Annotated in this window: 14 protein-coding genes; 10 read left to right on the forward strand and 4 right to left on the reverse strand. The window is 61.0% G+C overall.

Annotated elements, in window-relative coordinates; genetic code table 11:
- The 7 genes from AACZ55_RS11535 to AACZ55_RS11565 form a co-directional block, all read left to right on the forward strand.
- Positions 1-351, forward strand: a 351-nt coding sequence (locus AACZ55_RS11535; protein WP_339646223.1) for a UTRA domain-containing protein, incomplete at its 5' end; no start/stop codon positions are given.
- A 61-nt stretch (positions 352-412) separates the two neighbouring features.
- Positions 413-1,123 (forward strand): putative N-acetylmannosamine-6-phosphate 2-epimerase, encoded by a 711-nt coding sequence (locus tag AACZ55_RS11540; RefSeq protein WP_339646225.1) that lies wholly within the window; start codon positions 413-415, stop codon positions 1,121-1,123.
- Positions 1,083-2,027, forward strand: a complete 945-nt coding sequence (locus AACZ55_RS11545; protein WP_339646227.1) for an ROK family protein — start codon at positions 1,083-1,085, stop codon at positions 2,025-2,027. The genes AACZ55_RS11540 and AACZ55_RS11545 overlap by 41 nt, the downstream gene beginning before the upstream one ends.
- Complete coding sequence (locus tag AACZ55_RS11550; RefSeq protein WP_339646229.1) at positions 2,020-3,348, forward strand: extracellular solute-binding protein; 1,329 nt, start codon at positions 2,020-2,022, stop codon at positions 3,346-3,348. Before AACZ55_RS11545 ends, AACZ55_RS11550 begins: the two co-directional genes overlap by 8 nt.
- A 78-nt stretch (positions 3,349-3,426) precedes the next feature.
- Complete coding sequence (locus AACZ55_RS11555) at positions 3,427-4,293, forward strand: sugar ABC transporter permease (protein ID WP_339646231.1); 867 nt, start codon at positions 3,427-3,429, stop codon at positions 4,291-4,293.
- Positions 4,290-5,114, forward strand: a complete 825-nt coding sequence (locus tag AACZ55_RS11560) for a carbohydrate ABC transporter permease (RefSeq protein ID WP_339646233.1) — start codon at positions 4,290-4,292, stop codon at positions 5,112-5,114. The genes AACZ55_RS11555 and AACZ55_RS11560 overlap by 4 nt, the downstream gene beginning before the upstream one ends.
- A gap of 107 nt (positions 5,115-5,221) precedes the next feature.
- Complete coding sequence (locus tag AACZ55_RS11565; RefSeq protein WP_339646235.1) at positions 5,222-5,473, forward strand: hypothetical protein; 252 nt, start codon at positions 5,222-5,224, stop codon at positions 5,471-5,473.
- Here the strand turns inward: AACZ55_RS11565 and AACZ55_RS11570 are convergent.
- On the reverse strand, positions 5,470-6,876 hold the full coding sequence (locus tag AACZ55_RS11570; RefSeq protein ID WP_338608908.1) for a HAMP domain-containing sensor histidine kinase: 1,407 nt from the start codon (positions 6,874-6,876) through the stop codon (positions 5,470-5,472). The two genes, AACZ55_RS11565 and AACZ55_RS11570, sit on opposite strands and share 4 nt — an antisense overlap.
- Entirely contained in the window at positions 6,873-7,541 is a 669-nt protein-coding gene (locus AACZ55_RS11575; protein ID WP_338608909.1) for a response regulator transcription factor, read from the reverse strand. Before AACZ55_RS11575 ends, AACZ55_RS11570 begins: the two co-directional genes overlap by 4 nt.
- A gap of 139 nt (positions 7,542-7,680) precedes the next feature.
- On the opposite strand from AACZ55_RS11575, the gene AACZ55_RS11580 reads away from it, so the two are divergent.
- Both AACZ55_RS11580 and AACZ55_RS11585 read left to right on the forward strand, forming a co-directional pair.
- Entirely contained in the window at positions 7,681-8,850 is a 1,170-nt protein-coding gene (locus AACZ55_RS11580) for an efflux RND transporter periplasmic adaptor subunit (RefSeq protein WP_338608911.1), read from the forward strand.
- Between the two features lie 2 nt (positions 8,851-8,852).
- Positions 8,853-11,969, forward strand: a complete 3,117-nt coding sequence (locus AACZ55_RS11585) for an efflux RND transporter permease subunit (protein WP_339646238.1) — start codon at positions 8,853-8,855, stop codon at positions 11,967-11,969.
- 118 nt (positions 11,970-12,087) lie between these two features.
- On the opposite strand, the gene AACZ55_RS11590 is transcribed toward AACZ55_RS11585, so the two are convergent.
- A complete protein-coding gene (locus AACZ55_RS11590) occupies positions 12,088-12,441 on the reverse strand; it encodes a hypothetical protein (RefSeq protein WP_338608914.1) in 354 nt (117 codons plus the stop codon).
- A gap of 215 nt (positions 12,442-12,656) precedes the next feature.
- Between AACZ55_RS11590 and AACZ55_RS11595 the strand changes: the two genes are divergently transcribed.
- The gene (locus tag AACZ55_RS11595; RefSeq protein WP_339646240.1) at positions 12,657-13,226 is read left to right on the forward strand and encodes a hypothetical protein; all 570 of its coding nucleotides are present in this window, start codon (positions 12,657-12,659) and stop codon (positions 13,224-13,226) included.
- Positions 13,227-13,263: 37 nt separating this feature from the next.
- Here the strand turns inward: AACZ55_RS11595 and AACZ55_RS11600 are convergent, their stop codons facing one another.
- Complete coding sequence (locus AACZ55_RS11600; protein ID WP_339646242.1) at positions 13,264-14,124, reverse strand: DMT family transporter; 861 nt, start codon at positions 14,122-14,124, stop codon at positions 13,264-13,266.
- Between the last annotated feature and the right edge of the window lie 177 nt (positions 14,125-14,301).

Here is a 14,301-nt window from a genome sequence, read left to right on the forward strand (position 1 = left end):
CCCGACGTGGATACCGTGGTCAATACAGAATCCTCGATTCTGGATAGCCAGGAGGTCAAGCAGATGGTGGTGCGGACGCTCGGCCCGGCCGCCATTCTGGGCGACCCGCACCTGGTGGCCGATTCGCTGTACGCTGCGCTCGATTCGGTGGGGGTCCTGCCCCAGCGCGCCCTACAGCGCATGCAGGCCGGGCCAGCCGATGCACTCGACAGGGCGCATCTGCTGCTCGAAGACCATGCGAGCCTACTGATCGTCGAGCGGCGCTGCTTTTTCGGCGACCGCGTTGTCGAATTTACCCAGACCCGCTACCGCGGTGACGTTTACGACTTCGTCCTCGAATTGCATCGATAATACCAGTAAGAAACCAGTTGCCAACCCACCCTCCAGTGCTATCGTTCCATCCCAACCAAGGATGGATATTTTGCACGCGCTGCTTGAAAAACTCGATGCCGGATTGATCGTCTCCTGCCAGCCCGTTCCGGGTGGGCCGATGGACAATGCGGCTTGCGTTGTTGGCTTTGCGCTGGCCGCGCTGGCGTCGGGCGCAGTGGGATTGCGCATCGAGTCGCTGGCTTATGTCGAGGCTGTCCGGGCGGTCACCGATGCGCCAATCATTGGCATCATCAAGCACGATCTCGACGATTACGATGTCCGCATCACGCCAACCGTCGCGATGGCGCGCGATCTGAGCGCCGCCGGGTCCGCTATCGTTGCGTTCGACGCCACAGCGCGCGTCCGGCCCGACAGCATCGGGGATATTCTGGCCGCTATCCATGATAGCGGCTCGCTGGCCATGGCCGACTGCGCCGATCTCGAAGACGCCAGAGCGGCGCTTGGCGCCGGCGCCGATTGCATAGGCTCGACGCTCTCTGGCTATGTGGGACAAGGCCCCGAGCCCACACTTCCCGATTTCGAGCTTATTGCCGCGATGGCCGGGCTTGGCGGGTTCGTTATTGCCGAAGGGCGCATCCGCAGTCCTGAACAGGCAGCAAAGGCGCTGTCGATGGGCGCCAATGCGGTGGTCGTCGGGTCAGCCATTACCCGCACCGAGCATATCGTTTCATGGTACAGGGACGCCATCGATGCGCGGAAACACGATGCTCGCGACAGGGCGAGAGGCTGAGCTGATGTCCGAGGGTGTGTCCACAGACACGGTTCTGGCCATCGACATCGGGGGCACCAAGATTCTCGGTGCGTTGGTATCGGGGACAGCCATTGAGGAGGCCGTGGACATGCCAACGCCTGCTTCGGGCGACCCGAGCGTCTGGATTGCCGACCTTCTGGAGCGGGCGCCCGATTGGCGTGGCCGCTACAGCCGGGTCGGCGCCGCGGTGACCGGCATTGTCGAGAACGGGCGCTGGTCGGCGCTCAACCCAAAGACCCTATCCATCCCACCCGATTATCCGCTGACCGAAGTGCTGGCCGAATTGGCTGGCGTTCCCGCCATGGCCCTCAACGACGCGCAGGCCGCCGCATGGGGTGAATTTGATCTGGGCGCCGGGCAGGGAACCAGAAACTGTGTCTTTCTGACCATTTCGACCGGGATTGGCGGCGGCGTGGTGGCCGAGGGGCAATTGCTGAAAGGGATGGCCGGGCATTTCGGGCAGTTCCGCAGTGATATAGCCGACAACACGCCCATCGAGAACCGGGCGGCCGGCCGCTGGATGGCTGAAGCGGCGCGGTCCCAAGGCCACGCCACCGATGCACGCGGGGTCTTCAAGGCCGCATCGGAAGGCGAGGGCTGGGCGGACTCCATCATCGCCCTTTCGGCGCACCGCATCGCGACGCTCTGCGCCAATATCCAGCTCGGTCTTGCGCCCGAAAAGATCATCATCGGCGGCTCGATCGGTCTTGCGCCCGGCTTCATCGCGCGCATTGCCGCATCGTTTTCAGATTTGCCATCGCGTCAGCGGCCAACGCTCGTCGCGGCGCAATTGGGCGGGCGAGCGGGCATCGTAGGGATCGCCCGGATCGCCTTGTCATCCGAGGGTAATACGACCAACCAAAGGGAAAACAACCATGCGTAAAACAATTCTAAAAAGCCTGGCGGCCGGGCTCATGACCGCCACTTTACCGCTTGCCGGCGCACAGGCTGCAGTGACCGTACTGGGCTGGCCGGGCGGTCCGGAAGAAACCGCGCTGCGGGCTGTCGTGGAGATTTACAACGGTCAGGAAGGTCTGGCCGAAGAGGACCGCGTCGAGGTGCTTTTTTTCGCCCGTGACGGGTTCTGGGACAAATTGCAGGCCGATCTTGCCGCGGGCACGCAGGCCTTCGATCTCAACCTGATCGCCACCTATTCCATTGGTCGGTATGCGCCGTTCATGGAGCCTGTAACGCTCGCGGACGAGGCCGAAGCCGTTTACGGGGAATCCGTCCTGTCGACCATGCAGTTCGAGGGCAACCAGTATGGTGTGCCTACCGATCTTTCGTTGCATTTCATGTATTTCCGCGAGGATCTGATCGATGGGCTGCTGAGTGATCCGGCGGCAGCGGAAACCTATGGTGATATCTCCGAGGAGTATCTCGGTGAACGCCTTGAACCCAAGGCGCCCGATGAGTGGACCTGGGACGACTATGCGGCCACGGCGCTCTATTTCACCCAGGCGGTCAATCCCGACAGTCCCACGCGCTACGGCACCGTGCTGCAGATGCAGAACCTTCTGTTCAACATGATGGTATGGCAGTCGACGGCGCGTTCGTACGGCGGCAACTGGATGGACGATGAGGGCAATATCACCGTCGATTCCGAAGCGTACCGGCGCGGACTCGAACTCTACAAGATGCTCTATGATGCCGGCGCAACGCCTGCGGATTCGACCTCTTATGAGTTCCCCGAAGCCAATGCGGCCTTCGTCTCGGGACAGGTGGCGACGATGCTGCAGTGGAATGGCGCGGCGGGCGAGTTGACCAACCCCGAAACCGCGCCGGCCGTTGCCGATACGGTGGCAATCGTTGCCCCGCCGGCTGGGGACGAGGGTCGGTTCACCCATATTCACGGGCTCGGGCTCGGGCTGAACCAGAACGCGCCCAACAAGGACGGGGCACTGGCCTTCCTGCAGTGGCTGTCAACCGAAGACGCAGCGCTTGCCTATGCCGCCAACAGCGGCGCGCCGGCGCTTACGCCCGAAGTTGTTGCGGCCATCGCCGAAGACCGTCCCGATCTGGTTCAACTCGGCGAATTTGCCAGCCAGTACGGCTACGTGATGAATGGGGCGACCGGAGCCAACGCGCTGAGCGTTTATGAGCTTCAGGCCCAGCACTTCACCGGCTACTGGACCGGGCAGGAAACGCTCGACGAGGCGCTGGCTGCTGTCGCCAGCGGTATGGAAGAGCTGCTCAGCGAGTAATCGCCATGCGAAGCGGTCGGATGGGATCAAGACCGTCCGACCGCCTGTTCTGTTTCAAAGGACCCAATGGAAAAGCGGATGGACAGAAAACGGCATCTCGAATGGGGCGTACTCAGCGCACCCATGGTCATTTTCCTGCTGCTGTTTCTTGGCTTTCCCGCGCTGGTCAATATCGTTTATTCGCTCTCGAGCGTGAGCTTTCAGACCTTGCGTGCGCCGGAGTTGAGCGGCTTTTCCAATTACGTTTCGGTGCTCACCGATGGGGATTTCTGGCGCGCCATCTGGTTTTCGCTGCGCTTCGGGGTGATCACCGCGCTGGCCGAATGTCTTGTCGGTTTCTTTCTCGCGATCTTTCTGGCGCCGTTGTTTGAAAAGCGCTCCTGGCTTCTGGCTATCATCATGTTGCCGCTCATGGTCGCGCCGGCTCTGGTGGGGTTGATGTATCGGCTGGTGCTGCACGAATTTGTGGGACCGGTCCCCCATTACCTGTGGGCGTGGTTCGGTTCGGCTCCTGCTTTCCTCAATGTGGCAAACGCGTTCTGGACGCTCGTGGTTGTCGAAACCCTGCAGTGGACGCCGTTTGCGTTTCTTTTGTTTTACATGGCGCATCGGGCCATCCCGCTTGAGGTCCGCGAGGCCGCGCAGATGGACGGGTCGACCGGATGGGATATGCTCTGGCGCATCGAAATTCCGCTGATGGCACCCACGATTGCCATTGCGTTGTTCATCCGTTTCATCGACGGCTTCCGGGTGTTCGACAATGTCTATGTGCTCACGGGGAGCGGTCCGGGAGGGTCGACCCGCTCGCTGTCGATCTATGTCTATGAAGCGTTTTTCCGCCAGGGTGAGATCGGGCCCGCGGTGGCTGCATCAGTGCTGTTGTTCATTGCGTCTTTTGGTGTGCTGTTTTTCATCAATCAGGGCCTTGCGAGGAGAACGAGATGATCGTGACCGCACTGCGCTGGGTGGTCTTTGCCATCGCGGCTTTCGCCCTTAATTTCCCCGTGATCGCCACGCTGGTGACCTCGTTCAAGAGCAGCCGGGAGATCGCCACCAATCCGGGCCTGTGGATCGAGGCGCCAACGCTGGAAAACTACATCGCCGTGCTGCAGGTCACCGATCGGCTCAACATCTTTGCCTATCTGTGGAATTCAACCGTAGCCGCGCTGATCGGCACGACGCTGGCCATCATCCTTGCCTTTCCTGCGGCCTATGGTGTTGCGAGGGCCGGGTATGGCCGGCGCATGCTGATGCCGCTGATTGTCAATCTGCGTGCTCTGCCGCTCATAATCTTCGCCATCCCCATCTACATGATGTTTCAATGGGTCGGCCTGCTCGATACCCAATTGGGCCTGGGTCTGATTCTTGTCATCGTCAATCTGCCACTGGCGCTGGTCATCCTCGTCAACGCCATCTCGGACATTCCGGTCGAACTTGATGAAGCGGCGCATATGGATGGAGCCGGCCGGCTCAAGATCATCACCTCGATCATCGCGCCCGTTTGTCGTCCGGCGATCGTCACCACCTTTATCTTCGGGTTCATTACGGCCTGGAACGAGTTTCTTTTCGGGCTGATGCTGACAACGCGCCATGCCGTACCGATGACGGTGGGGGCATCGTTTTTCTTTTCGTCGGGCGGCGGCGGTATCCAGTGGGGCACGGCCTCGGCGGTGATGATTGTCGCCGCGCTGCCGCCGGCGGTTCTGGGGCTTGTCATGTATCGTCAGATCAGCCGGTCGCTGACGGCTGGAGCGGTCAAAGGCTAATCGGTTTTCAGGCGATACGGCGCGCAATGTTGGGGCAATGTGTCGGGACTAGGGTCTTTTCATCGCGATCCTGACGGGTCGCGGTCAAATTAATGGAGACCCAAAAAATGTTTAAAAAGACCACTCTTGCTGTTGCCCTTTCGCTCTTTGCCATTCCTGCATTCGCCCAGATCACGGTCGGCACCGTGCAGGTCACCCCAGAGGGCCTGCCCTATGTTGCAAGCTATTGCGATGAGATCGGTTCGATGAGCGTATCGGACCGGTCTGACTATATGCCAGGTCTTGCCCAGTCGGTCGCTTCGGGCATTTCGCTCAAGACGATCACGGTCAGCGACTGTGAGCGCGCCGGGCTTATCTAAGCCTCTTGCATGACGATCCGATTATCGGCCGGGTTCCTGGGAGCCCGGCCTTTTTCGTGCCCGGGCGATGCAAGGGGCAGGGTTATGGTAAAGGCGGCGCCACCCTGCGGGGACTGCCCGACTTTGATGGTGCCCTTGTGGCGCAGGACGATTTCCTGGACGAGATTGAGCCCCAGGCCGGCGCCGCGCGTGGCCGGCTTTACCCTATAGAAGGGTTCGAAAATCTTTGCGCGTTGTGTGGGGTCGATGCCCGGCCCGCTGTCGCCAACGGTCAGGGTGCCATCGCTTGAGACCGAGACGCTGATCTTGGCGGATTGGCCGGCATGGGAGATGGCGTTCTGGATCAAATTAGTAATGGCACGGGTCAGCGCAATGCTATCACCGTTGACATTGACCGTCTCGGCGTCGCTGCCGAAGTCGATTTCGTCATCGGAGGCGATGACCAGGGGTGCCATTTCCGCGACGGCATCGGCCCCCAGCCTGACCAGGTCGATGGCTTCAAAGCGCGAATGGCCAACATCGATGCGTTGCAGGTCGAGGAGTTGATCGGCGAGGTTGGAGAGTCGCGCCACATCGAGCATCAACTGGGTGCGCTCGGGGCCGGGGTTAAGCAATTCAACGCGGGTCTGCAAAATTGCGATCGGGGTCCGCAGCTCATGGGCAGCGTCAGCCATGAAACGGTGGCGCCGCTCGATGCCGTCATCGACCCGGACGAGTGCGTCGTTGAAGGCGGTGACCAGGGGCTGCATCTCAAGCGGGATACCGGCGGTGGTCAATCGCATTCCGGGCTGATCGACATCGATATGGGAGGCTTCTTCGGCAACCTTGTCGAGGCCGCGCAATTCGCGGCGCAGAGTGAGCGGGATGGCGATAATCAGGACCAGGGAGAGGGCGGCGGAAAAAATTACGAAATATTTGTTTGCGAACAGCAGGCCAACCGAAAGCCAGTCAAAGCGCGGACCGCCGCCGGTCGCGATATGGAGGCGACCGGCATCGGATTCGGCCTGGCGAACGATCAGGGACGCGACTTCGGGGAAGGCTTCGCTGCCGAAATCGCCAAAAGAGATGAACCCCAGATACTCAAGGGCGGGGCGAAAGGCGTCCGGGATCGGGCCATCGCTCGCCACCTGCCCGGAATCGGTCCTTACATAATACCAGAAGGCTGGAAACCTATCCTTGATGGATGCGAGTTTGTCATCATCGCCGACGACCAGTTGACCGTCTTCCAGGGACACGGAATCGGCGATGACGGGAATGATGCGGTCATCGAGCCCTACGCCCGAGGCAAACCTGGAGATGGGCACCGATGCGATCAAAGCAAAGGCCATCAGCGCCAGGATCTGGAAAAACACCAGCTTGCGCGTAAGCTTGTATTGCAGCGAGTTCCAGCGCCCCAGGATCATTGTACTTCCCTAAGCAGATAGCCGATACCGCGAATGGCGTGGATTTCGACGCGAGCGGCGGCGAGCTTGCGGCGCAGACGTGAAAGATGGGCGTCGAGGGCATTGGAGGCGATGTCGTCGTCAAAGCCATAGACCGCCTGTTCGAGGGTATCGCGCGAGACGGTGCGCCCGGCCCGCCTAATGAGCGCCTCAAGGGCGAGGAGTTCGCGGCGGGGCAGATCGACCGGCTGGCCATTGATCCGCACCGCGTTGTGCTCGGGCTCGAACTCCAGTGCGCCGATCATGAGCGTTTCGGACCGCATCTGGGCGGGGCGGCGCAAGACGGCGCGCAGGCGGGCCATCAATTCGTCGATGGAAAAGGGTTTGGCGAGATAATCGTCTGCGCCTTCATCGAGCCCTATGACGCGGTTGTCGAGGGACCCCAGGGCCGAGAGAACGATGATGGGCAGGGCAGGGTTCTGTCGGCGCAGCTCGGGAATGAGCGAGAGCCCCTCGCCATCGGGGAGCTTGCGGTCGAGCAGCACGGCGTCATGAGTGTGGCTCAGGGATGCCTCGCGGGCGATCTCGAGGCTGGCCGCGTGGTCGACGACAATAGAGTGGCGCGCAAGTGCGGACCTCAAAACATTGGCCATCTCGTTTTCGTCTTCAACCAGCAATATCCGCATCTAAAACCTTCCTGAGCCCTGTGTTCTTTGCAGGACTGGGTTGCGCCAACATTGCGCGGTCGGGGCAAGAGTTGCAATGTTGCTGCAATCCAGCGCGCCGATTGATGCCCACATCATTTACTCGCGCCAGTGTTGGATCATGACCGAACACACTCAAACAGTTGCCGACTCTTCTGCCAAGCCCGTTCGCCGCCGCTGGGCCGGGGCCGCCATTGTCCTGTTGATTCTGGCGGGCGGTGGATTTGCCCTCAGCGGCGCTTTCGATGCGCCGCAGGCCCAGGACGTGGCCGACCCGGTGACCGCCGAGCCGCGCGTCATGCAGTTGCACACAAGCGAGGTCTATGACGTCGCGCCGCGCGATCTTTCGGAGGCGATCGCCTTTACCGGCTCGGTGCGCCCGGTCCGGAGCGCGGACATCTCCGCGCAGGTGGCCGGAATTGCCAATCAGGTCCATGTGCAGGCGGGTGACACGGTGTCAGAAGGAGATGTGTTGGTCGAAATCGATGCGACCGACCTCAACCTGCAATTGCGTCAGCAACAGAGCGCGCTCAATTCGACCGAAATCCAGCTCAATGCCGCGCGACAGACGCTCGATCGCGTCCGCTCGCTCGCCGAGCGCGGATCGACGCCCCAGGCAACGCTCGACGCGGCCATTTCCGATGTCGACGGGCTGGAGGCCAGCCTTGCCTCGCTGCAGTCGCAGGTCGAGCAGGTGGAGACAAATATTGAGCGCACCCTTGTCAGGGCGCCGTTCGACGGCACGGTCTCTCGCCGCATGGTCGAGCCGGGACAGGTGGTGGGCCAGGGGGCCGTGGTCATGTCGCTGGTGGATCTGAGCCGTTTGACGGTCGATGCCATGGTGCCGCTGGCGCAAACTGCATCGATTGCGGCGGGGCAGACGGCCAGCCTTGAGGTGCATGGGCTCGATGGTGCTGTGTTCGAGGCGGCGGTCGAGCGGATCAACCCCGTCGCCGAAGAGGGTACACGTTCGGTCGTTGTTCATCTGGGGCTCGACAATCGGGATGCGCAGCTGCGCGGCGGCATGTTCGTCACCGGCCGGATCGTGACCGAATCGTCAAGCGATGCAATCGCCGTGCCCCAGGATGCGGTGCTGGGCAGCGAGGGCGAGCGATATGTGCTGGCGGTGGTCGATGGCGAAGTGACCCGCCAGCCAGTCAGCGTTGAAAAGGTCTGGGACCGGCTGGGCCTGATCGAGATATCCGACGGAGTCGCGGCCGGCGAAGTGGTGGTGGCGTTGCCGCTCTCGGGGCTCGAAGCGGGCCAGAATGTCGTTGTGGGAGCGCTCTAGAGATGTTTTTGACCCGCATCAGCGTCCGTCACCCGGTGTTTGCGACCATGGTCATGGTCGCGATCCTGGTTTTTGGCATCAACGCATTCCGGTCGATGCCGATCGAGCAGTATCCCGATGTCGATTTTCCGGTCGTCGCGGTTCTGACCCCCTATACGGGGGCTGCGCCCGAGGCCGTTGAGACCGAGATTTCCGAGGTGATCGAGGAAGCGGTCAATACGCTGTCGGGGATCGACACGGTGTCGTCGACATCGAGTTCGGGCCATTCGACGGTCATCGTGCAGTTCACGCTCGAAACCGACAGCATACAGGCAGCCCAGGAAGTGCGTGACCGGTTGGCGGCAGTGACGCTGCCCGACGGAGCCGATACGCCGCAGGTCCTGCGGTTCGATCCGACCGCAACGCCCATGGTGTCGCTGGCACTGAGCGGGGAAGGGCAGTCGTTGACCGATCTGACCCGGATCGCCAATGACATCGTTGCGCCTTCCATGACCAATGTCGAAGGGGTAGGCAGCGCGACAGTCGTCGGCTCCACAGAAGAGCAGATCGATATCCTGATCGATCCCGACAGGCTCAATGCCTATGGCATCGGGGTCTCGGAAGTGGTTTCGGCCTTTGCCAGCGACAACATGACAATTCCGTCCGGATCCGTGGATGACGGGCTTCTGGTCCAGACCGTGCAGCTCAACACCGAGCTTGATTCCATAAACGATTTTGCGTCCATCGTGGTGGCACGGCAGGGCAGCCAGACTATCATGCTGGGTGATGTGGCCGAGATCGCGCGCGGTCAGTCCGAGCTTGACGGGCTGGCACTTCAGAACGGGGAACAGGCGCTGGCAATCAACATCTCCAGGGTCGATGGCGGCAATACCGTCGAGATTGCCCATGAGGTCCACGACCGGGTTTCCGAGCTCAACGCAGGCGGAATGCTTGAGGGTGCGCGGATCGAGGTGCTTCAGGACAGCGCCGAGCAGATCGAAGCCAATTATCACACGCTCGAATCCACGCTTCTGGAGGGCGCCCTGCTCGCCGTGGCTATTGTTTTTCTGTTCCTCAATTCGTGGCGGTCGACGGTGATCACCGGCATGACGCTGCCGATTTCGATCCTTGGAACGCTGGCAGTCATTTCCATGCTGGGGTTCTCGCTCAACATGATGACCATGCTGGCGCTGACGCTGTCGATCGGCATCCTGATCGATGATGCGATCGTTGTGCGTGAGAACATCACCCGGCACCTGCACATGGGCAAGAGCCATTTCCAGGCGGCGCTCGATGGGACCAATGAGATCGGGCTGGCGGTGTTGGCAACAACTCTTTCGATCTGCGCGGTCTTTTTGCCGCTGGCCTTCATGGACGGGATCGTGGGGCAGTTCTTCCTGCAGTTCGGTGTGACCGTTGCGGTTGCCGTCTTGATCTCGCTGTTTGTCAGCTTCACGCTCGACCCGATGATGTCGAGCGTCTGGTACGATCCGGACGCCCACCCAGGTGCCAGGCGCGGACCTTTGGGCCGGGCAATTGCAAAATTCGAGTACGGGTTCGAGGCGCTGGGTCGACGCTACAAGAAAATGCTCGGCTGGAGTCTGCGCCATCGGGTGATGACGTTGATCGCGGCGTTGGGGATCTTTGTTTCGAGCTTTGCGCTGGTGCCTTTGGTGGGGTTCGAATTCATGCCGGTGAGCGACAGCAGCCTGATCAATATCGAGGTGGAAACTCCCATCGGATCGTCACAGGACTATACAGCGATCAAGGCGCGGCAGGTCGATGCCATCGTGCGCGGCATTGACGGCGTCGAGAACACCTACACCAATGTCAATTCGGGCACGGCGAGCGGCGAGAATATGGCGGCCATCACCGTCAATTTGCTCGACCCGGGTGAACGCGAACTCTCTGACGTCGCGATCATCGAGGAGATCCGGCGCGCCACGGCAGTAGTGCCGGGAATCGCATTGACGGCCAGTGCCGGCGGCGGGCTGGGGGCTGGCGGTGCGCCAATCACGCTCAATCTGCGCGGCGGCGATCTCGAGGGCCTGACCGAGGGTGCGCGAATGGTTGCCAATGCGGTGGCCAGTGTGCCCGGTGCTATCGACGTCAAGATGAGCACGCAACAGGCCCAGCCCATGCTCGATATCGTGATGGATCGGCAGGCGGCGAGCGATCTGGGCATTTCGGCGCAGCAGGTGGGTTCGGCGATGCGGGTGATGATCGCGGGCGAAGTGGCCAGCGAATGGACCAATGAGCGCAATGACCGTATCGACGTCATGGTGCGGCTGCCCCAGGAGTTGCGATCCGATATCGATGGGCTCTCCAAGCTGCCAATTGCCCAGCAGGCCAATAGTGGCATGGCGATGTCGGTCACGCTCGGGCAGGTTGCAAACCTTGCTCGAACGCTGGGGCCGAGCGAGATCGAACGGCAGGCGCTGGCGCGCCAGATCACGATCAGCGCCAATGTAGATGGCCGCGTGCTGGGCGATGTGATTGCCGATATCGATGTGGCGGTGGCGGCACTGGATTTGCCGGCGGGCGTTGCGATCGAGCAGGGCGGCGATGCCGAAATGCTGGCAGACACCACATCGAGCATGGGCGCGGCGCTGCTTCTTGCCATTGTGTTCATCTATCTTGTTCTGGCCAGCCAGTTCGGCAGCTTTTTGCAGCCGATCGCCATCATGACCGCATTGCCACTGTCGCTTGTGGGTGTTCTGGTGGGGCTGCTGGTGGGCGGATCAACGCTCAATATGTATTCGATGATCGGTTTCATCATGCTGATGGGGCTGGTGGTGAAGAACGCCATCCTTTTGGTCGACAACACCAATCAGCACGTCAGGGCCGGACTGCCACTCAGGGAAGCCCTGATCGAGGCGGGTGGTACGCGGTTCCGACCCATCATAATGACGACGCTGGCCATGATCTTCGGCATGCTGCCGCTGGCGCTGGCGCTGCATCCGGGAAGCGAGGCCAATGCGCCCATGGCGCATGCGGTGATTGGCGGGCTTATCAGTTCGACACTTCTGACATTGCTCGTCGTTCCGGTCATGCTGACCTATGTCGAAGGCTTTGGAAGACGGGTGGGGCGATTCCTGCCCAAGGCGCCTGACGATCAGGGGCATCCGGCGATGCTTTGAGCAGGCAGATCGGGCGCCAAGCGCGTTCAGCGGCTGGCTGATTCGCTTCAATCGTTCGAAGTCTTTGTTGGATTGCGCGTCCGAACCGGACAAACGGTGCCCTTGTTGGCGAGGCGCTCTAGAAAAACTCGACTTCGCCTGAATTGGTGCGCGCGGCGATGCCCGAAAGGGATTCGTCGCGCAATTCGTCAAGGGTCAGGGTCGACCAGACGCCTTCGGCTGCCTGGGCATCACTGCCATCAGAGAGGTCGGCGATCTTGCGGGCAGCGTCGGCCATGTTGCGGCAACGTTGTTCGATGCGGTCCTGCATCTGGAGGGCGACGACAATTTGGCGGATGGCGGTGGAACGGGCTGCGTTGCAATCGATCGAGGTGTCGCCGAGAGTCAGAAGGCTGGCGGTGATGCCATCAACCATTTCCGCCGTCTGGCGAGCGGTTTCTTCCAGCTCTCTGGCCAGCTTGTGCAAGCTCATGCACGGCACCCCCGATTCACAATCATGGCGATCATAATGGCAGACTTCTAAACCGATGCTTGCTATTTGGCGCTATCCGTAGTCATCGCCGGTTAGGGTTAGCAAATGGCTAACGAATGGCGCGATAGGGTCGGAAAAATTCAATGGGAAACCGGTTCGCGCCGGTTTTGCAGAAAAGGTGCAGGGAAGCGGTCAATGCCGTTTGAATTATCTTGATGCCCGATACTTTCACCCGTGGCGTGGTGACCACCGTTCACCAGGGCGATTGTGTAATTTCAAGCCAGCCGGATGCGACGTTTTCGACGATTTTGGGCTCGTGTATTTCGGCCTGCGTACGGGACAGGGTGGCGCAGGTGGGTGGTATGAATCATTTCCTTCTGGCCAGCCAGTCGGGGTCGTCCAAGGACAGGTTCGGGGAATCGGCGCGCTATGGCGCGTTCGCCATGGAACAGCTCATCAATATGGTCCTGACCAAGGGAACGGGGCGGAAAAGCAACCTCGAATTCAAGGTGTTCGGAGGCGGCAACATTCATGCGGGCATGCATGATGTGGGGATGAAAAATATCGAGTTCGTGCGCGAGTTCCTGGGCAATGAAGGCTATATCCTTTCAAGCCAGGACATGGGTGGCAATTATGCCCGGCGGGTGATGTTCCAGCCCCATACCGGCCGGGCTTTCGTCAAGCGACTCGATTCGACCGATAACGCCAAGCTGGTCCGCGAAGAGTTGGCAATTGCAAACCGCCAACCCGCCAAGCCCGTGCTTGACGATATCGAATTGTTCTAGGACCACTCGGCATTCAGACTGGTCCTGCGCCCGTCCGTCAGGCAAAGCGTCGGGCGAGGGCGACGCAAACAACGATGATGGCGGTGGCAGCCAGCATCGAGGCGGCGATGGGCTCGCCCAAGACAAGACCAGCAAGCGTCAGCCCGAAAAAGGGCTGGAGCAATTGGAGTTGTCCGACGCCGGCGATGCCGCCGAGCGCCAGACCGCGATACCAGAAGACAAAGCCGACCAGCATGGAAAACACCGAGACATAGGCAAGGCTGAGCCAGGCGGCGGAGCCGATGGCATGCCATGAGAGCGGCAGGTTGGCGAGTGCCAGTGCGGCCATGAGCGGGGCCGACAGCACCAGAGCCCAGCAGATGACCTGCCAGCCGCCCAGCCGCCGCGACAGTTTTGCGCCCTCGGCATAGCCCAATCCGCACACGATGATGGCCGCGACCATATAGCAGTCGCCGATTAGCGATCCCGCACCGCCACCCGAGATGGCGAAGACGATCACTATGGCGCTGCCCAACCCGGAAAACAGCCAGAAGGCGGGGCGAGGGTTCTCGCCGCCGCGCAGGACGGCAAACGTCGCCGTGGCCAGTGGAAGCAGGCCGATAAAGACAATGGAGCGTGCCGATGTGATGTGCTCGAGGGCCAGTGCCGTGAGCAGCGGAAATCCGATAACCACGCCGATAGCGACGATGGCCAGTGATAAGAGATCGGCGGGTCGGGGGCGGGGCTGACCAAGTACCGCAAGGCAGGTTGCAGCAAGCAGTGCGGCAATGGCAGCGCGGGCCGAAGTGAGAAACAGCGGGGTGAAATCGACGACTGCGACGCGGGTGGCTGGGAGCGAGCCAGAGAAGATGACGACGCCGAGCAAACCGCTGCCCCAGCCCTGAAGAGATGATTTCACTTTACTCGGACCTTTTCCAATGAGCGCACGAGGCTAGAGAGAAGGGGCTGGCCAGAACAGGCACAGATCAATACAATAGTAAAAAATTGTATTGATATGGGCAGGCATACATTTGAATGTAATCGGGCAGATTGGCGGACGGACCGCGACTGTGATGCAGGTAATCAGGGGGCGGGT

Origin of the sequence: uncultured Pelagibacterium sp. (assembly GCF_963972885.1) — a bacterium.
Classification (GTDB): domain Bacteria; phylum Pseudomonadota; class Alphaproteobacteria; order Rhizobiales; family Devosiaceae; genus Pelagibacterium; species Pelagibacterium nitratireducens.